The organism is Sporolactobacillus nakayamae (assembly GCF_900113325.1).
GTDB classification, from domain to species: Bacteria; Bacillota; Bacilli; order Bacillales; family Sporolactobacillaceae; genus Sporolactobacillus; species Sporolactobacillus nakayamae.
In genome coordinates this window covers 1-19,075 of record NZ_FOOY01000015.1, presented here as the reverse complement: position 1 = coordinate 19,075, position 19,075 = coordinate 1, and the positions used below count along the sequence as shown (strand labels likewise).

Annotated in this window: 16 protein-coding genes and 1 pseudogene; 15 read left to right on the top strand and 2 right to left on the bottom strand. The window is 40.3% G+C overall.

What is annotated here, in order from left to right:
• The first annotated feature begins 666 nt into the window (after positions 1 to 666).
• Entirely contained in the window at positions 667 to 2,085 is a 1,419-nt protein-coding gene (locus BM003_RS10905) for a SpoVR family protein (protein WP_093672993.1), read from the top strand.
• Between the two features lie 552 nt (positions 2,086 to 2,637).
• Here BM003_RS10905 and BM003_RS10895 read toward each other — a convergent pair.
• A pseudogene (locus tag BM003_RS10895) lies at positions 2,638 to 2,775 on the bottom strand (phospho-sugar glycosidase domain-containing protein); the annotation flags it as partial.
• A gap of 305 nt (positions 2,776 to 3,080) precedes the next feature.
• Here BM003_RS10895 and BM003_RS10890 point away from each other — a divergent pair.
• The 14 genes from BM003_RS10890 to BM003_RS10825 all read left to right on the top strand — a co-directional run bounded on the left by BM003_RS10890 (position 3,081) and on the right by BM003_RS10825 (position 18,627).
• On the top strand, positions 3,081 to 4,901 hold the full coding sequence (locus BM003_RS10890) for an ABC transporter substrate-binding protein (protein WP_093672987.1): 1,821 nt from the start codon (positions 3,081 to 3,083) through the stop codon (positions 4,899 to 4,901).
• A gap of 62 nt (positions 4,902 to 4,963) precedes the next feature.
• Positions 4,964 to 5,956 carry an ABC transporter permease gene (locus tag BM003_RS10885; RefSeq protein ID WP_093672985.1) on the top strand — a complete coding sequence of 331 codons (993 nt, stop codon included), beginning with the start codon at positions 4,964 to 4,966 and terminating at the stop codon, positions 5,954 to 5,956.
• Positions 5,957 to 5,963: 7 nt separating this feature from the next.
• Positions 5,964 to 6,881 (top strand): ABC transporter permease, encoded by a 918-nt coding sequence (locus BM003_RS10880; RefSeq protein ID WP_093672983.1) that lies wholly within the window; start codon positions 5,964 to 5,966, stop codon positions 6,879 to 6,881.
• A gap of 2 nt (positions 6,882 to 6,883) precedes the next feature.
• Positions 6,884 to 7,915: an ABC transporter ATP-binding protein gene (locus BM003_RS10875; protein ID WP_093672981.1), complete on the top strand. Its 1,032-nt coding sequence runs from the start codon at positions 6,884 to 6,886 to the stop codon at positions 7,913 to 7,915.
• Complete coding sequence (locus BM003_RS10870) at positions 7,902 to 8,900, top strand: ABC transporter ATP-binding protein (protein WP_093672979.1); 999 nt, start codon at positions 7,902 to 7,904, stop codon at positions 8,898 to 8,900. Before BM003_RS10875 ends, BM003_RS10870 begins: the two co-directional genes overlap by 14 nt.
• 46 nt (positions 8,901 to 8,946) lie before the next feature.
• Positions 8,947 to 9,804: a MurR/RpiR family transcriptional regulator gene (locus BM003_RS10865; protein WP_093672977.1), complete on the top strand. Its 858-nt coding sequence runs from the start codon at positions 8,947 to 8,949 to the stop codon at positions 9,802 to 9,804.
• Between the two features lie 16 nt (positions 9,805 to 9,820).
• Positions 9,821 to 10,873 (top strand): serine hydrolase domain-containing protein, encoded by a 1,053-nt coding sequence (locus BM003_RS10860; RefSeq protein WP_093672975.1) that lies wholly within the window; start codon positions 9,821 to 9,823, stop codon positions 10,871 to 10,873.
• Between the two features lie 15 nt (positions 10,874 to 10,888).
• On the top strand, positions 10,889 to 12,040 hold the full coding sequence (locus tag BM003_RS10855) for an anhydro-N-acetylmuramic acid kinase (protein WP_093672973.1): 1,152 nt from the start codon (positions 10,889 to 10,891) through the stop codon (positions 12,038 to 12,040).
• A gap of 24 nt (positions 12,041 to 12,064) precedes the next feature.
• Positions 12,065 to 13,009 carry a GNAT family N-acetyltransferase gene (locus BM003_RS10850; protein ID WP_245734220.1) on the top strand — a complete coding sequence of 315 codons (945 nt, stop codon included), beginning with the start codon at positions 12,065 to 12,067 and terminating at the stop codon, positions 13,007 to 13,009.
• Between the two features lie 81 nt (positions 13,010 to 13,090).
• Positions 13,091 to 14,032, top strand: coding sequence for an N-acetylmuramic acid 6-phosphate etherase (gene murQ, locus BM003_RS10845; RefSeq protein ID WP_093672971.1), 942 nt, complete (start codon positions 13,091 to 13,093; stop codon positions 14,030 to 14,032).
• 3 nt (positions 14,033 to 14,035) lie between these two features.
• Entirely contained in the window at positions 14,036 to 14,977 is a 942-nt protein-coding gene (locus tag BM003_RS10840) for an N-acetylglucosamine kinase (RefSeq protein ID WP_093672969.1), read from the top strand.
• 31 nt (positions 14,978 to 15,008) lie between these two features.
• Positions 15,009 to 16,151, top strand: a complete 1,143-nt coding sequence (locus BM003_RS10835; protein WP_245734217.1) for an exo-beta-N-acetylmuramidase NamZ family protein — start codon at positions 15,009 to 15,011, stop codon at positions 16,149 to 16,151.
• Between the two features lie 32 nt (positions 16,152 to 16,183).
• Positions 16,184 to 17,761: a beta-N-acetylhexosaminidase gene (gene nagZ, locus BM003_RS10830; protein ID WP_093672967.1), complete on the top strand. Its 1,578-nt coding sequence runs from the start codon at positions 16,184 to 16,186 to the stop codon at positions 17,759 to 17,761.
• Between the two features lie 296 nt (positions 17,762 to 18,057).
• Positions 18,058 to 18,627 carry an LOG family protein gene (locus tag BM003_RS10825; RefSeq protein WP_093672965.1) on the top strand — a complete coding sequence of 190 codons (570 nt, stop codon included), beginning with the start codon at positions 18,058 to 18,060 and terminating at the stop codon, positions 18,625 to 18,627.
• A gap of 172 nt (positions 18,628 to 18,799) precedes the next feature.
• Here BM003_RS10825 and BM003_RS10820 read toward each other — a convergent pair.
• Positions 18,800 to 19,075: group II intron maturase-specific domain-containing protein (locus BM003_RS10820; RefSeq protein ID WP_093671852.1), on the bottom strand; the 276-nt coding region annotated here is incomplete at its 5' end.

Genomic DNA, 19,075 nt, shown 5'->3' with positions numbered 1-19,075 from the left:
AAAATTGCTTAAATAGACGGAGAAATTCCGCTTATCGAATCGAAAAACGTGAAAATGGAGGGTTTTTCTATGCATAAGCGGAGAAATTACCCTTATATACCTGTGAAACCAGCGCCATGATGCATATAACCGGAAAATCTCCGCTTATTTTATTCCGGCCGCATTACCTAATGAAGGATCAAAATGATTTATTAGAAAACTTGGCTTCGCCAAGCCTCTGGCGAAGGCGAAGACTTAGTTGCGACGGCCATGGACGGCCTAGTGTCCGGTGAGCCGCAGGACGCGGCGTTTTTTCGGACCGCTTACACTCGTTTCCTTTAAATGTTTTCTTATACGTTCCTACCAGTGTGAACTAGAAATGTCTGTTTAAGACAAGGTTGATGATTGAAAACGATATTTAGAGCAAAGGAACGTTTGTATGTAAGGAACCTTCGCTAATGACGCAAATGTCCTGTATGCAACGCGAAAGTCACCGCATCCTGCGGAAGTAAAGACCGGGCTTTGCTCGATTTTTTTTACCTCTTAACGCTTTTTTTGCCTTTCCCAAAGCCATTGACCATATTCTTTAAACGCTTGCCGGGTATATTCCAGTCGGTCAGATTCATAAGATGAAGAATAAAGCCATTGCGCAGAGTCACTATGGCTCAGAAAGGATGCAGCGATCCGATGAAAACAGATGATCATAAAGAACTTGAACGCTCAATTGCCGAAATTACGGAGATTGCGGAAGGATTTGGTCTCGACTTTTATCCGATGCGGTATGAGATATGTCCCGCAGAAATCATTTATACATTTGGCGCTTACGGCATGCCAACACGATTTTCTCATTGGAGTTTCGGCAAGCAGTTCTATAAAATGAAGCTGCAGTATGATCTGGGCTTAAGCAAAATTTATGAGTTGGTGATTAATTCTAACCCATGTTACGCGTTTCTGCTCAACACGAATAGCCTCATTCAGAATAAAATGATTGTCGCACACGTACTGGCGCACTGTGATTTCTTTAAAAACAATGTCCGATTCATCAACACGAGGCGGGATATGGTCGAGAGCATGAGCGCGACCGCAGAACGTATCCATAATTATGAAGAGCAATATGGCAGTAAAAATGTGGAGAAATTTATTGATGCGGTGCTGGCCATTCAAGAGCATGTGGACCCGCGTATTATTCGAAAGGGTGACTGGCTGGACAGTAAGCCAGGTAAGCCTGCGAAAAAGAAGAAAAAACCGTTATCTGAATATCAGGACTTGATTGGACTTGATGAACCGGAAGATCCTGCTCAGAATGAGCCTGAGATAACAAAATTTCCGAATCGCCCCGAAAAAGACTTGTTGTTCTTTATTGAGGAATACAGCAAAGTGCTGGAAGATTGGCAAAGGGATATATTAACCATGCTCCGCGAGGAAATGCTCTATTTCTGGCCGCAGTTGGAAACAAAGGTCATGAATGAGGGCTGGGCGTCTTATTGGCATGCACGAATCATACGCGAACTGGATCTGACTTCCTCAGAAGCGGTTGAGTTTGCAAAACTGAATGCGCAGGTGGTTCAGCCCTCCCAGCAAAGCCTGAATCCATATTACCTCGGGCTGAAGATTTTTGAAGATATAGAGGAGCGCTATAATCATCCCAGCGATGAGATGCTCGCCACGGGTGTTAAAGAAGGTACCGGACGCGAGAAAATTTTTGAAGTAAGAGAGCTTGAATCCGATCAGTCGTTCATCCGCAATTATTTGTCGAAGCCCCTTGTCCAACGTGAAGACTTGTTCATGTTTGAGAAAAAAGGCGACAAGTATACCATTACAGATAAAGATTGGAGGAATGTACGCGATCAGCTTGTGTCCATGCGCATTAACGGCGGCTTTCCATACATTGTCGTTGAGAATGGTGATTATCGAAACAATGGCGAACTACTGTTGAAGCACCGTTATGAAGGAACAGAGCTTGATGTTCGGGATCTGGAAGGTGTCCTTAAGTATCTCGTTCAACTTTGGGGACGACCGGTTCATATGGAGACAATAATTGAGGAGCATCCGGTCCTGTTCAGCTTTGAGAATGGCGAAATGAGACGAAAACGGCTCGATAGTTAATTGAAACAATTCATCAAAGCGCAACTTCTCCTCAGTCTAAGGAGAGGTTTTTTTGTGCCCTATAAACAAGTGGAAATTCAATTGGAACTAGTCTAAGCGCAACTAAGATTCGGATTAAACCAGAGGGGTGGCTGAGCCGAGTTTTCTTTATGGGCGCAGTTTCAATCTTTATTTCCACTTAAAACAGGCTTCACATTTCTTTTTTAAACTTAAGCATAGGAAGTCACCCCTACTAAGGAGCTGAGTTGCTTGCGATTCACACGGAAACATCTTCTCCAGTTGTTTAGCTTGCTTCTTGTTCTATGCGTGATTTATCTTCCAATGATGATTCATCCCCCGACAGTGCCAAAGTCCAAATTAGTACCTAATCGAACGTTGATTGCGAGTGAAAAATTTGATCGGATGCCACTGCGTAAAGATATAGAAGTCAAAGAACATGGAAAGGTAAAACTTTTTGTTTCCAAGCCTATGATTAAATAACCAAAAAACAAACTGAGCGGGAAGCCTCAGTTTGTTTTTTTGGTTACTATGAACTAATAATTTAATCCATCATCAGATCCACTCAATCTGAAACTTGGAACCGCCATGTATGAAACGAAGCAGGGGCAAATCTTCAGACATAATTATCCCGATGACATTCACCTTTGGATCTGCCGGAAGATCATGTTTGGTGATTTGAATTTCGCCTTGGTATTCTCCATAAAATAACTGTCAACATTCCCAAACAGTATATATTTTTAGGTTATAGAATTTTCAAAAAATAATACGTCAGATAATATGACAATCCTATAGACAAAATTTCATATGAAAACTAGAATGAACGTGTTGATGAAATAATATTTTATATATAATATTAAATTTGGTATAAAATATTATAATTTTCATCTTGTTCTTCTTTTAAAATACAGAATATTTTTTGTAAAGGTGATGATGAAAAACTTATTGTTTGAAAATTAAGTTAAACGGCTGTTTATAAAAAGGAGGAGAACCCTAAATTGAAATTATTCAAACGGCTTTCTATTCTATCATTAATCGCGCTACTTGGAATTACTATGACGGCATGCGGTGACTCAGGAGCAAATAACAGTAACGCAAAGTTTACAACAGTTTACTATTATCATCCTATTTCACCTGGGGCACCTAAAAATCCATACAACACAACGGGTAATTCGTTTACAAGTTTTGATAAGATGCAATTGGCTTGGTCTTCAGGTCTCGCAACAGACCTGAATAAGTTCTATCCTGGGCTTGCGAAGTCGTGGAGTGAAAGCCCTGATGGAATGAAGGCTACTATTGAATTGCAGCCGAAGGCAAAGTGGTCAAATGGTAAATCTGTTACCGCTGATGATGTCAAAACATCAATGGCCATTGCTTTTACTCAAGGCACGGCACAATCATTTTCTCTTGGATCTGTTAAAGTATTGTCAGATAAGAAAATTGAACTTAGCCAAGTTACGGGCGGCACGTACAAAAGTTTTATGCATGATGCACTGCAACAGACAGTAGTTCCTAGCTTCCAATATGGCAAACTGTTGCCTGAAAATATTTGGTCAGTCATTGATCAGTCATTGTATGCAGGAAAAGATAAAGCTAAAGCAGCTCAAGCGAAAAAAGCTCAAGATCAATTAACAAAACTCGGGAAAAGTATCACAAAGTTTGCTCCGAAAACGGATATTTCTGCTGGTCCATTCGTACTTAAGCGCTTGAATCCAGGAGAAGCTTATTTAGTAAAAAATAAATATTTCTACGCAGCAGAAAAAGTAAAAGTAAACAGCGTTTCATTGCGTAATTATACTGGTAATCAACAGATTTGGAACTATTTGATTGCGGGTCAACTTGACGCAACGCCGTTCACATCGATGCCTAAAAATATTTTGACTAATGCACTAAATAAAAAGACGAATCAGAAGATAACTACACCGACTTATGTCGCTGCATCACTTGCATTTAATCAAAAATTCGATCCTTACGGTAATGTTAACGTACGTAAAGCTTTAGCTTATGTGATCGATCGAGAAGCCGTTCAAAAGGTAGCAGAACCAGTTGTGGGAAAACCAGCCAAATATACGGATGGTATTACAGATAGTGCAGCTGCTGACTGGATTGACAGTTCTGTTCGTTCGAAGATGGACGGCTATAATCACAATCTTGATAAAGCCGCCTCCATTCTTGAAAAAGAAGGTTTTAAAAAGAAGAATGGCAAATGGCTGCTGCCCAATGGAAAGCCTTGGAACATGAATATTTATGTTGTAAACGGGTTTAGTGACTGGATTCAGGGCGGCAAAGTAATATCTAGCCAATTGACCGATTTTGGTATCGATGCCAAACCGACGATCGTCAGCAGTTTTGCACAATATCAAGCCGACATGGCAGCTCAGAAATACGCAGTTGGATTCTGGTTGAACTCACTTAGCCCTAATATGTACACTGCCTATGCTAGAATTTATGGCACGCCGGATGGCTATAACATTCTGAATGGGAAACTTGCTTATTACGATCAGAAGGATAAAACAAAAGGTAACTGGATTGGTCTTCCTGAAAAATTGAAATTATCGACCGATGAAACGGTTAATCCCGGTAAATTGACATTCCAATTGAATCAGTTGAAACCGGAGCAACAAAAAGATATTGTTCAGAAACTAGCTTTGGCTACTAATGAATATGTTCCGATGATCGAAATTTGGGATTACACACATGTTCAGTTTGTTAATACAACGAGATTCGATAATTTTCCTGTAAAAGATGAAGGCTTAATGAACAATATGCCAGGTGTTTGGATGGCAATGGGCTATGTAACACCAAAAGCATCCAAATAAGATAGAGAGGTCCCAATACATCAACATGAGAAATGAGTAAATCAAAGGAGGTGCGGGATATTATGAAGAATTTTTTAATCCGCCTTGTTTGGCGGGTTTTTTCTGGGATATTAATGGTATTGGTGATAGCATCATTAACATTTTTTCTGATTCGACTAATGCCGGGCGATCCAGTCAGCGCACAATACAATCAACTGATTATGCAGGGAATGACTCCTGTTCAAGCAGAAAATCAGGTTAAGGTTATGTATGGTTTTATACCAGATGAACCGGTTGGAGAGCAATTTGTCAATTATATCTGGGGTTTGCTGCATTTTGATTTTGGACAGTCGATTTCGTATGAAGGAATTGGTGTATCACACATTATTCTTACTGCCGCACCATGGACCTTAATCCTTGTATTTACAGGATTAATTGCCAGCTTTCTTGTCGGAGTCTTGGCAGGTGTCATTTCCGCAATCAAACGATCATCGCCAACTGGCACAGTATTGACGGTTTCCGGTTCTTTGCTTCATGGTGTTCCGCAGTTTGTAATGGGATTATTATTGGCTTATTTGTTTACTACACTTTGGCCAATTCTTCCATTCGGTGCACCCTATGACTCGTCAATTGATCCAGGATTTAATGGGCCTTTCATTTCTTCGTTAATAAGCCATGCGGTTTTGCCGGTCGTGACATATGCATTGTCAAGTTATGGCGGTTGGCTGCTCACGATGAAGTCGAGCGTAATTACTGTGTTGGGCGATGATTTTATCTTGGCATCGGAAATTCGTGGACTCAAATCATCAACAATCATAGGTTATATTGCGCGTAATGCGATTCTTCCACTATTCACGCTGTTCACTTTATCCATTGGTTTTATGTTCGGCGGATCGGTATTCATAGAGAATATTTTTGATTATCCTGGACTTGGAAACCTCTTGCTGAAATCCATTGATACAAGAGATTATCCATTAATGAGCGGTGCATTTCTATTGATTACAATTGCAGTAATTGCTGCAAATATTATTACGGATTTTCTATATACGTTTGTTGATCCACGGATAAGGAGGTAAATCACGTATGACAACACCGGATACAGTGAAATCAGTGCATACATTCACACCTAAACCATATAACGGTTCGTCCTTTTGGAAAGCAGCATGGAGATCAATAACAAGAAAAACGAGTAGGATCATTGGTTTTGCTATTATTGTTCTTTTTACATTGATGGCTATATTCGGACCCTATCTTTATTCTAGCCATTTACCTATTAACACCAATGCAATCTATGCACCAATCAGTTGGAAATATCCACTGGGTACAGATTTTGAAGGAACGAGCAATCTTGCTCTTATTATTACAGGAGCCAGATATGTACTTTTGGCCGCTGCACTAGGAGCGCTGTTCACGGTTATATTCGGTACCGTATTGGGGTTAATTGCTGGTTATTTTGTTGGTTGGTCGGATTCGATTATCATGCGAATAACAGATTTCTTTTTAACGATACCTTCATTCCCGCTTCTTGTTGTTTTGTCTACAGTTTGGAATTTTGGTCATCCGCTTGCCATGGGGTTCATCCTTGGTATTACGAGCTGGGGAGGGATGGCGAGAGCGGTGAGGTCTCAAACGCTCTCACTGAGAGAAAGAGGATTTGTGGAGGCAGCGAGGGGATTGGGACTGTCCCCGTTCCATATCCTATTTCGTGAAATTCTTCCGAATGTCAGTTCTTATATTGGAATGAACTTGTTGACATCAATTACAGGTTGTATTTACGCAGAAGTGGGCCTTTTCTTCTTAGGTGTTGTCCCCTTTCATGTAAATAACTGGGGCGTCATGCTTAATATGGCTGTATTCTCAGCAGGAGCGATGAGTAGCCCAGAGGCATTGCCGTATCTGTTGTCGCCATTATTAGCATTGCTTCTATTAACCTTGGGTATCGTATTATTTTTGGATGCTGTTGATGAAATGTTCAATCCGCGTTTAAGAGAGGATGTATGAAGATGTCTGATACGTCAACTGTGAATACAGAAAATACATTCAAAGATCAAGAACAGAAGATGGCGATCAGTGCAAGAAACATAAATGTTGTTTATGCAACGCCAACCGGGGATATACCTGCTGTCCGGAATGTCGATATTGACCTTCCAAAGGGGAGTATAACGGGCATTATAGGTGAATCCGGATCTGGAAAATCAACATTAATCATGGCGATTATGAATGCAGTGACCAAACCAGGGAAAATCACAAGCGGATCTGTTCTATTGAATGGCGAGAACGATATGCTCAAGCTAAGTTCTGAGAAGCAGCGTAAAATTCGCGGAAAAGAAATTGGCTTTGTCTTCCAAGCAGCGCAGAATTCGTTAAATCCGCTTCGCCGTATCGGTCAGCAAATATTAGATCTTGGTCGAGCACATGAGGTTAATGATTTGCGTAAATTGATTAACTATGCAAAGAAATTGCTGATACGGCTTGGCTTAGATGCAGATCGTGTGTTAGCTTCCTATCAACATGAACTCTCGGGTGGCATGCGTCAGCGCGTGGGCATTATGTTTTCCCTTGTTCTAAATGCTAATATTGTATTTTTGGATGAATCCACAACAGCGTTGGATATGCTTTCTCAAGCATCGGTACTTGAAATCATTCGTGAGCTTCAAAGGGAAAAAAATCTCACGATTGCATTTGTTTCTCATGATATCGGCGTTATTGCCGACCTTTCAGAACGTATTGAAATTTTTTATGCAGGAGAAATTGTTGAAGAAGGGAAAACCAGCGAGGTTTTGGCTTGCCCAAAGCACCCATATACAAAAGGTTTGATTAAAGCAATTCCTAAAATTTCTGGGGACATTGATGCTGCGGAGCCATTAAAAGGATCTTCGCCAGATTATAGAACCTTTAAGCAGAAAGGTTGTCTGTTTTACGATCGTTGTCCCATAAGAACAGATTCATGTCGGGATAGTCGACCAGAATTGAATATAACGAACAGGGACCACAAAGTCGCATGTTTTAGGGTGGGTGCAAATGATCGAGATTAAAAATCTACAGAAATTTTTTCAGATAAAAGCAAAATTTTCTAACCATAAAACCGTTCACGCAGTCCGAAATGTTAATCTGACAATTCCGAGCGGAGGTGCACTTTGCTTGATTGGCGAATCTGGGTGTGGCAAAACGACAATTGGTCGCATGCTTTGCGGAATGGAAAACCCGAGCTCAGGGTCAATTATCATAGATGGCCAAGATATTTCAAAACTCAAGCGTGGTGCACGTGCTAAGCTTCTTCAAAAGGTTCAACTCATTCATCAAGATCCATATCAAGCGTTAAATCCAACACATACGATTGAACAGATGATGAAGGCAACGTTGAAGAAAATGGCTAAACAAAAGAAAAAAGATGCTGACTGGATTAGACAGCGTATGGATGAACTGCTTAAACTAGTAGGCTTGGATCCTGAAACAATTTTATTTAAATATCCTCACATGTTGTCAGGTGGTCAGCGGCAGAGAGTAATTATTGCACGAGCTTTGACTGTTGAGCCTGAAATGCTGATTGCAGATGAGGTTGTGTCAATGATCGATGTCTCGTTGCGGTTGGGAATTTTAAAATTGCTTCGCTATTTGAGAGAGCGTCACAACATTTCCATTTTATTTATTACACACGATATTGCTTCTGCCCGTTATTTGGGAAACGATACGGAGTTATACGTTGTGTATAAAGGAATGGTCATTGAAAGAGGACGAACTGAACTAGTGATCAGAAGGCCACAACATCCCTATACCCAAGCGCTATTAAGTGCCATGCCGATATTGAAGGGTATTGAAAAACCTGGGAAAGATCGTTTTGTAATAACGTCGCAATTTAGACAGAGTGAGGAGGAACCACACGGGTGTCTTTTTGCAGATCGATGTCCTTTTAAACAGTCAATTTGTGATGAAAAACGACCTGAACTTATTCATAGTGACGATGCTTATCATGCATGCTTTTTTCCGAAAGTTCGGCAAGTAGCAGCAGAATCGATCTGATACGCAATGATTACAGTTATGAAGATGATGAAAATAAGGTGATGACATGCTTAGAGGCGGACTTTCCAGACTTAAAGAATCCTACGATGCATTAAATCGGTCGGAACAAAAAGCAGCAAAATTCACACTTAGTCATCCTGAACAAATGGTTCAGATGACAGTGAGCGAATTGGCAGAAGCAAGCGGGTCCAGCCAATCGGCAATTATCCGCTTGTGCAAAACGCTTCGGTTCAAAGGTTATCAGGAACTGAAGCTCTGCGTAGCGGGAGATCTACAGGATACTCGGTCGAATGGTGATGAATATAAAGAAATCAATCCCGGCAGCAACTTAAGTACCATTGTATCTTCGGTATCAAATAATAATATTTACTCAATCAATGAGACATTGAAGATTTTAGATTTACAAAAGCTTCAGAAGGCAATTGATTTGATTGAGAAGGCACATCGAATTGACTTTTATGGATCAGGCGCTTCACAGCTTGTGGCTCATGATGCACAGGTGAAATTTATGCGGATTAATAAGCCTTGTACGGCTTATGCGGACAATCATCTTCAGTTAACATCCTCAGTTACGTTAACGAAAGATGATGTGGCAGTGGCGTTCTCAAACTCTGGTGAAACACTGCAAACCGTTGAATGTATTAAATCTGCTAAAGAGTCGGGAGCCAAAACGATTGGTATCACCAGGTACGGAGGCAATACACTTGGAAAATTGGTCGATATCCATATAGGAATTGTTTCTTCCGAATCCAATGTGCGAAGTGCGGCAACTTCATCACGTATCGTTCAACTTAATATTGTTGATATTCTTTACCTTTCAATTGTTGGTCACCAGTATGAATCGTCGCTTCAATACCTTAATCGATCAATGGGAGCTATTAAGAAAAGTTTTCGAGTAAAGTAGGGAGGAGAGAGGACTGATGACTACCCATGATTTTAAGATCGTCGATCAATTTTTAAAGGATTGTGTTGAAGCACATCAAATTCCAGGTGTTGTATATGGGGTGATTAATCGACAAGAAACCATTGCGGAGAATGCAATTGGTTATTCCTATAGTGACAAGAAAATTCCAATGAAACTCGATTCACTATTTGATCTTGCATCGCTTACCAAGGTTTGTGCAACACTTCCAAGCATTTTATTGCTCTTAGAACAGGGACAAATCGATTTTGATGATCCGGTTCGTCTTTTTTTCTCCGAGGAAGTGAATCCAGATCTTACACTGATGCACCTATTGACTCATACAAGCGGATTCCCCCCTTCATTTCCTTTTTATAGATATGCGATGGATAGGGAAGCAATGTTGCACTTTATTCTGACAATCGAAGCCAAACCGGATGTGGATACAGTATATAGTGATTTGAATTTTATTTTACTCGGTTTTCTAGTGGAAAAACTAACTGACTGTACATTGGATCAATTTACGAAAAAAAATATATATGAGCCACTAAAAATGGTGCATACGGGTTTTAATCCTACCGAGGAATTGTATTCTATTGTACCGACGGAATGGATGCCTAGAATTGGTAAATATCAATGGGGACACGTACATGATGAAAATGCTAATTATATGGGCGGAGTATCCGGTCATGCCGGCTTGTTTTCTAATCTCCATGATCTGAAAAATTATGTTCGCATGTTAATGAATAATGGCAAAATGCCAGATGGAAATTATTTTTTATCACCGGCAACACTCATTGCGAGTCGTAAAAATTATACGGGGGAATTTAGTGCAGCGCGTGGGATTGGCTGGCAGTTGAATGAAAAACAATATTCGCCAGGCGGTTATCTAGTGTCAAAGGGGAGTTACGGTCATACAGGCTTTACGGGAACGTCATTTTGGATTGATCCTGACAGACAACTAGGATTCATTTTACTAAGCAATCGAGTCCATATAAGTAGAAAAATTAATATGAATCGTATACGAAGGATATTTGTCAATTTGGTTTTGAAATGCTTGTCAGAAGACTGATGAGGAGGTGCCGCATTGAAAAAAATAGTTGCTGGGCTAATGTCCGGAACATCGGCAGATGGAATTGATGCAGCACTGACATGCATCACTGGATCTGGGGATCAGATAAAACTTGAGGTACTTGATTTTGTGACGATACCCTATTCATTAACCTTGAAAAATAAAATCTTTCAGGCAATGGAATCCGATCAATTTAATGCGGCACATATTTCTAGTTTGAATTTTGAACTTGGAAAAGTTTTTGCAGAGGCAGTACAACAGTTGTGTAAGCATGCAGGCTATGCGTGCAATGATCTGGATCTTATCGGTTCACACGGACAAACGATTGCTCACATTCCTTATGACACGATAAAATTACAACGGTCGACCCTTCAGATTGGAGAGCCTGCTGTAATTGCCTATGAAACAAGAACACCTGTTGTCTCAAATTTTCGAGTAATGGATATGGCAGCTGGAGGGCAAGGGGCACCGCTTATCGCTTATTTTGATTATGTTTTGTATCGAAATATTGATCATTCTATTGCTCTTCTAAATTTAGGAGGCATCGCTAACCTTACAATGATTCCAGCAGGAGCAGCGCTTCAGGATGTTGTTGCTTTTGATACGGGTCCGGCAAATATGATTATTGATGCGCTTACGCAGAAATTTTATGGTAAACCTTATGATCGCAATGGACAATTTGCTGCAATAGGGACAATTGATAAAACATTACTGAAATCATTGATGAGCGACCCCTATCTGAAGATGAGTCCGCCAAAATCAACGGGAAGAGAACATTATGGAAGAGATTTCGCAGAAAAAATAGCAAACCGAAGATCGGATTTATCGCCAGATGATCTGATTGCAACGGTGACTTATTTCACTGTTAAAACGATTATTGAAAGCTATGAGGCATTCATCCTTCCACACGGACGAATTGACAAACTGCTTGTGAGTGGAGGAGGCAGTCATAATCCCATGATTATGAAATGGTTAAATGGCTTGCTTCCTGGGGTTTCTGTCAAAGTAATAAACAATAAGTTTTTGAATGCCGATGCAAAAGAAGCAGCAGCATTCGCATTGCTTGCCTATGAAAATGTGAACGGCTGTCCTGCAAATGTTCCCAATGCAACAGGAGCAAAAGAGGGATTGGTACTAGGAAACTATACCCCTTTCTTTGGGAACTAATTTAATTGAAAGAGAGACGTAAAGGTGAACTATGAACAGATTTCCTTGAGACGAACAGATGATATGGTTAAGCTTTGGAATCAAGAGATAGGTACTGATTTTCCCATGAGAAAAAAATTGTTGATCCAGAATAGCTTTAAAGACAGCAACGTACTTATGGAAGGATCATTACTAGTGACTGACGATGAAGGAGAACTCATTGGTTTTGTTATCTCTAAAAAGTATTCTGAGTTAAATGTGGTTGAATTCAACCATTCACTTGGATGGATTCAAGTTTTATTGGTTAAGAAAGCAAATAGAAATAAAGGGATCGGAACAGAGCTTCTCAAGAGAGCAGAAGCAGCCTTATCTGAACGTGGTGTTAAGAAAATTTTACTCGGTAAGGATGTGTGGCACTATTTTCCCGGCATCCCTAATCAATATGGATCCGTGAAGCGTTGGTTTGATGCCCGTGGTTATCAATTTAATGGTATAGAGTTTGATCTTCTGACTGAAAAAAGTTCGAATAGTCCACAGCTTTCCGATGTTTCAATCGCACCGATTGCTGGTAAAGATGATGCAACTCAATTTCTCAGCTTCCTCCATCGTATTTTTCCAGGAAGATGGGAGTATGAAGCAATCAAATACTTTGAATACGGGGGCAGCGGAAAGGAATTTATCCTTTTAAAGAAAGAAAATAAGATAATTGGATTCTGCAGAGCAAATGGACCTGATTCTCCTCAAATCGCACAAAATGTATATTGGGCACCGTTATTTGAGGACGGTCTCGGTGGAATCGGTCCACTTGGTCTTGATTCTGAAGTACGTGGGAATGGGTATGGCTTAGCAATTGTACAGGCGTCCATTGCATATCTTAATCAGCGTGGGCTTAAACGCGTCATTATTGATTGGACCCGTCTTGTCAATTTTTATGAAAAAGTCGGTGCTCGTCCGTGGAAGACTTATGCAACCTATTCAAAGAATCTTTAAAATTGATTATACCGTTCACAGGAGTATGCCCAGATATATTGGCGCGCTGAAAAGCGAATCAATAATGGCAGTGAAAAAAGGATGGTCTTGATGTTAGATAAATTGATAACTGAGGTACGAAACAGAAACACAACTCATTTAGACAGGATGAGTACACATGATATTCTCAGCACTATGAATCAGGAAGATCGGAGCGTACCTTTAGCTGTATCTAAAGAATTGGATCGTATCGAACAAGTTGTAAAAAAGGTGATCCAAGCTTTGCAATCTGGTGGGCGCTTAATTTATATCGGTGCTGGAACAAGTGGGAGACTGGGAGTGCTGGATGCTGTTGAATGTGTTCCAACGTTCAGTACTCCACCGCAACAAGTTATCGGTTTAATCGCTGGCGGCAAGAAAGCATTGACAGAGGCAGTTGAAGGTGCAGAGGATGATGAGACCCTCGCGGCAAGAGATTTGGCTGCGCTTGATCTTGATGCAAAGGATGTTGTCATAGGTATAGCCGCAAGTGGTCGAACTCCTTACGTTATTGGCGGTTTAAAATATGCAAGAAAGGCTGGCGCATCGACAGCCGGGCTAAGTTGCAATCCCAAGGCTCAAATAAGCAGATACGCTGATGTAGCTATTGAGGTTGAAAGCGGTCCGGAAGTTTTGACGGGATCAACCCGCCTAAAAGCCGGGACCTCTCAAAAGCTGGTTCTAAATATGATCTCAACAGCTTCGATGATTGGAATAGGTAAGGTATATGAGAACTTGATGGTTGATGTACAGCCCACGAATAAGAAGCTGGTTGAACGATCAAAGCGGATTATTATGGAAGCGACTGGGACCGATTTAATTACAGCAGAACAGTTTTACCTAAAATCAAAAAGTAATGTTAAAGCAGCTATTCTGATGATTCTTCTTCATTGTTCACTTGATGAAGCCTTGATACGTCTTAACCAAGCAAATGGTTTCGTTCGTATGGCAGTGGAAAGTCCTAGCAGTATTGAAAAGCGAGCAAACGATCTGAACGAGGTATGATGCATGGATAATTTATATTTGGCAATTGACGGTGGCGGGACAAAAACTGATGCTGTTTTATTTAATTCGACGGGAGCTATAATCAATCGAGCAGTCGGTATGGGAACCAATCCTAATGGAATGAGTTTCGATGAGGTAACATTGCATTTTAAGAAGCTTTTTACAAATCTGTTGCTGACCAATTCTATGAAGAAAATCAAAGGCTGTTTTGCAGGGTTATCTGGATCAGATCATCCTGAACTAACAAGAAAACTTGCTGATTGCATTCAGGAAGCTTGTCCACTGCCTATTCATCACCTAATTGTGGGTAATGATGCGATGAATGCGCTCTGGAGTGGCACCGAGGGGGCATCTGGGCTTGTTATGATCGCTGGAACAGGCTCAATTGTTTTTGGGATAAAGGATAATGGTGCTTCATTTCGGATTGGAGGCTGGGGCTATTTATTTGGTGATGAAGGCAGCGGTTATTTCATTGGTCGCGAAGCCATCAGACATGTTCTTATGACTTTCGATTATCGTGAACAAACAACCTCACTAACCATGGCTCTATCAAACTATTTTCATGTTCCTGTAATTTCGGACATAGTTCCGATTGTCTATAAATGTTCGAAAGACATTATAGCTGGGCTGGTACCTATTATTTCTCGTGAAGCCGAGCAAGGTGATTATCTAGCTAAACAGATTCTGTTTGATGCATCAAGAGAATTAGTTGCGCTATTACAGTCAGGTATTGAGCGATTTGAAACAACGCCTCATGTTGTATTGGCTGGAGGAATTTGGAAGTGCAGAATAATTCGTGAAACGATTTGTTCCGCGGTAAGCATGCCGCTAATTTTTCCATCCTGTCCTCCGGTTTATGGATCTATTGCTAAATGTGTAAATGAGTGGGAAAAAAAGGATGAAAAACTGCTTCGTTCATTAAAGCGACAGTTGTTGGGAAAATGATTAACTAATCCTTAATAAGGAGCTGGAAGTGATGATCCAGTTAGGTATTGAAACGTTGCTCAGGGAACAACTAGATATTCTCCGGGGAAAGAGGATCGGTTTGTTGACCAATATGATCGGTTTAGACAGTACGCTCACCTCAACAATTGACCTGCTGTACAATGAACCAACAGTTCATCTGACAGCACTCTTTGGACCAGAGCATGGAATTCGTGGAGATGGTGTAGAAGGAGCTGAAATTGCCTCTTATACAGATCCCAAAACAGGTCTTCCTGTCTACAGCTTGTATGGGAAAACACGTAAACCAACAATAGGTATGTTGGATAACATTGATAGTATTGTTGTTGATTTACAAGATATAGGTGTCCGTTATTATACGTTTATTTCAACTCTAAGTTTGGTTATGGAAGCTTGTATGGAAACAGGAAAAGAAGTTATTGTGCTGGATCGGCCTAATCCGATTGGGAGTTTCAGAGAAGGAAACATTCTTAAAAAAGAACTGTCTTCTTTTATAGGTATGCATTCAATTCCTAATAGGCACGGTTTGACTATTGGCGAATTAGCTCAGCTTTACAAGTATGAATTTGGATTGAATTGTCCTCTCGCAATTATTCCCATGAAAGGTTGGGTGAGAACGATGTATCATAGTGAAACCGGACTTATCTGGGTACAACCGTCTCCAAATGCTACAGGAGAGTCCATGGTTGTTCTCTATCCTGGAATGTGTTTTATTGAAGGAACCAATTTATCCGAGGGAAGAGGAACGACACGGCCTTTCGAGGTTGTCGGCGCACCTTTTATCAATAGCACAGCTCTAGCAAATGCATTTAATAATCTTGGTTTATTAGGAGTTATTGCACGACCAACAAGTTTTGTACCCACATACTCAAAATTCAAGGGAGAACTTTGCCTTGGTATTCAGCTACATATTACCGATAAAAGAATTTTTCAATCGTATAAATCAGGCCTTTCTGTTTTAGGATTAATTGCTTCTATGTATCCTTCATCGTTTCACTTTCTTGGTGAAGGGCAGCGCTGTACATTCAATTTGCTTGCAGGCACAACGAAGCTTCAATCGATGATTCTTGATAATAAGTTCGACTGTTTTTTTGATGAATGTGAAGAGGAATGCCGTGCATTTGAACATAAAACAACTACATATTTCATTTATTAGATTGATTAAATTTAGGTGAGGTGTGAAAACTTTTGAAAAGAGACTATTTGGAATCAATAGGTCAGCTAATGGTATTTGGTTTCGATGGGAAAAGGATGACTCCTGAATTAAAGAAAATGATCCACGAAAATAAATTGGGAAGCATTATTCTCTTTTCAAGGAATTTGGCTGAACCATCACAAATTCGCCAATTGACCAACGAACTACAGTCCGAGGCTAAAAAAGCCGGACATCAGTATCCGCTTATGATTTGTACTGATCAAGAAAATGGTGCTGTAAGAAGACTTGGCAAAGGATCAACAGAGTTTCCAGGATCAATGGTATTAGGCGCAAGTCAAGATGTAAATAATGCCTATAAAGTGGCAAAGATGACAGCTGAAGAATTGAAAAATGTTGGAATTAATTGGAACCTAGCGCCGGTTGTTGATGTCAATAATAATCCGCTTAATCCAGTTATTTGTACGCGATCATTTGGTGAAGATCCACGGATCGTCGCTGAAATGGGCAAGGCTTTCATGCGAGGATTGCAAGAGAAAGGAATCATTTCGACGCTGAAACATTTTCCGGGGCATGGTGATACGGGTATGGATTCACACTTGGATCTTCCAGTTATCAAACATAACATTGATCGTTTGGAAAAGGTAGAGCTTGTGCCATTCCGTCGTTGTATTGATGCTGGAGCGGATGTAATCATGAGTGCTCATATTTATTTTCCTGCCCTTGAAAAGCAGTATGGGCTGCCTGCAACACTTTCCAAAAAAGTATTAACGGGTTTATTGAGGGAACATTTGCATTTTCAGGGTGTCATTACAACGGATTGCTTAGAAATGAAGGCAATCTCTGATCGTTTTGGAACTGCGCGAGGAGCTGTCATGGCACTGAAAGCTGGTGCTGATATGGTGATGGTTTCTCATACGTATGAGAAACAAGTTGAGACGCTGGATCAGGTAAACAAGGCGTTGGAAAAAGGACAAATTAATACTAAGTCATTGATTCAATCTATGGAGCGAATTAATCGACTGAAAGAAAAGTATCTGAATTGGAATGAAGCACTACATCCGGAATCAATCTCGGTTGTTTCAAATCAAAACCATCGCGCCAATGCAGAACGTATCTATAAAAAAGGCATTACATTAGTTAAAAATGAACACCAGATACTTCCGTTATCCATTAATGACAAGGTGCTTTTTATCTATAGTGAACGTTTATTTTCTGCAAAGGTTGAAGATCAGAAAAACCATCTGTCATATTTTGAAAAAATTGTAAAAAACATTGACTCAGATGCAGATGTTTTTAAAATGGAGTCTCTTGAGTTTGTTACCTTAATTAAAAAAAATCATTCAGGTATGAAAAAATATCAGGCGATTGTTGTTCTGACAGCATCGTTAAGCAAGGAAAACGTTCAAGTGAATTTAATCAAAGAAATAAAAAGATCATCTGATTGCACATTGATTGTGATTGCGGGTAAAAGCCCTTATGACATTCGCTTGTTGTCTGATGTAGATGCCTACCTGTGTACGTATGATATTAATTCCACGGCTCTGAATATTTCTGTTCGTACAGTTTTTGGACTGGAAGAGGTCAGGGGGATTCTTCCTGTCAGTCTTTAGGAATTTGGACAAGACTGTTGAGTGTTTCATTTTGATTCGCTTGATAAGCAAAAGAAAATCATTCAATTCGTGGTTATTTGGTGAGTTCAGACTGTCGTGTCGTTTAATCAAAATACTTTATCACTAGACCCCCTCAAAAATGGGATTGATCGCCGTATTGGCTAGCTGCAGTTTAACAGGGCCTTTCAATGGCATAGTAGTTTCGAGAAAATTTCTGAGCTATTCAATATTTTAAACAAAGCACTTTTCTGTGATATTATGTATCTATCATCAGCATAAAGAAATGGAGAATCAAGATGAAACGAATTGCGGTTTATTGTGGTGCTAGCAAAGGGAAGAATCCTATCTATGAAGAGTATGCGGTGAAACTAGCAAACTGGATCACAGACAATCACTATGAACTCGTATACGGCGGTGGCAAAGTAGGATTGATGGGCATTGTTGCCGATACGGTACTTAACAATAATGGGATCGTAACTGGAATCATGCCTCAATTTCTCGTTAATCGTGAAATCGCTCATGAGCGGTTGAATGAATTTATCGTGACTGATGATATGGATGAACGAAAAAAGAAAATGATGGAGATCTCTGATTGCTGCATCGCACTTCCCGGAGGGCCGGGAACACTTGAAGAAATCTCTGAAGCCATTTCTTGGGCGAGGGTTGGCGAAAATAACAGCCCTTGCATTTTCTTAAATGTAAATGGTTATTACGATCTGATGAGGCATTTCTTTGATCAAATGGTTAGTGAAGGATTTTTGTCTGGAAATGATCGTTCAAAGATTTTGATTTCGGATTCATTTAATGAAATTGAGGCTTTTATTGCTGCTTATGTTCAGCCAAAAGTTCGACAGTACGCGAAATAAATCGTAAATGCTGCGCATTAATTTGAAAATGACTTTCCGAGGGTAAGCACTTGGCTTGGCTGCCTTTCCACTTCATCCAGCTGAGTTTCTTGTTTTCTCGTGTTATCGAGTAGGAGGAGATAATTTCTCCGACCTCTCACACCACCGTACGTACGGGTCCGTATACGGCGGTTCAATAGCTTAAGTGTGCATGCTCGAACAGATGGACTAGATTTTTGAGTCCCACCTGTTCGAGTATTTTGTTTGTGATCGACCGATGTAAGATATGGCTACAGGCGATGCGCCAGTAGCCTTTTCGTGTATTCGCCCATTCCCATGCTTTTGGTTTTGGAACGTTAAGTTTCATGAGACTTTTATATCTCGTCTTGACTTTCTTCCAACGTTTCCAAATGATCTGGCGAATTCTTCGCCGGAGCCACTGATCAATATGCTGAATATAGCTCTTCAT

Excerpts from the sequence above, each read along its gene's own strand:
- BM003_RS10905 (WP_093672993.1), top strand. The coding sequence starts at position 667 with ATGAAAACAGATGATCATAAAGAACTTGAACGCTCAATTGCCGAAATT.
- BM003_RS10835 (WP_245734217.1), top strand. The coding sequence starts at position 15,009 with ATGATCCAGTTAGGTATTGAAACGTTGCTCAGGGAACAACTAGATATT.
- BM003_RS10870 (WP_093672979.1), top strand. The coding sequence starts at position 7,902 with ATGATCGAGATTAAAAATCTACAGAAATTTTTTCAGATAAAAGCAAAA.
- BM003_RS10840 (WP_093672969.1), top strand. The coding sequence starts at position 14,036 with ATGGATAATTTATATTTGGCAATTGACGGTGGCGGGACAAAAACTGAT.
- BM003_RS10865 (WP_093672977.1), top strand. The coding sequence starts at position 8,947 with ATGCTTAGAGGCGGACTTTCCAGACTTAAAGAATCCTACGATGCATTA.
- BM003_RS10885 (WP_093672985.1), top strand. The coding sequence starts at position 4,964 with ATGAAGAATTTTTTAATCCGCCTTGTTTGGCGGGTTTTTTCTGGGATA.
- BM003_RS10880 (WP_093672983.1), top strand. The coding sequence starts at position 5,964 with ATGACAACACCGGATACAGTGAAATCAGTGCATACATTCACACCTAAA.
- murQ (WP_093672971.1), top strand. The coding sequence starts at position 13,091 with ATGGTCTTGATGTTAGATAAATTGATAACTGAGGTACGAAACAGAAAC.
- BM003_RS10825 (WP_093672965.1), top strand. The coding sequence starts at position 18,058 with ATGAAACGAATTGCGGTTTATTGTGGTGCTAGCAAAGGGAAGAATCCT.
- BM003_RS10875 (WP_093672981.1), top strand. The coding sequence starts at position 6,884 with ATGTCTGATACGTCAACTGTGAATACAGAAAATACATTCAAAGATCAA.
- BM003_RS10860 (WP_093672975.1), top strand. The coding sequence starts at position 9,821 with ATGACTACCCATGATTTTAAGATCGTCGATCAATTTTTAAAGGATTGT.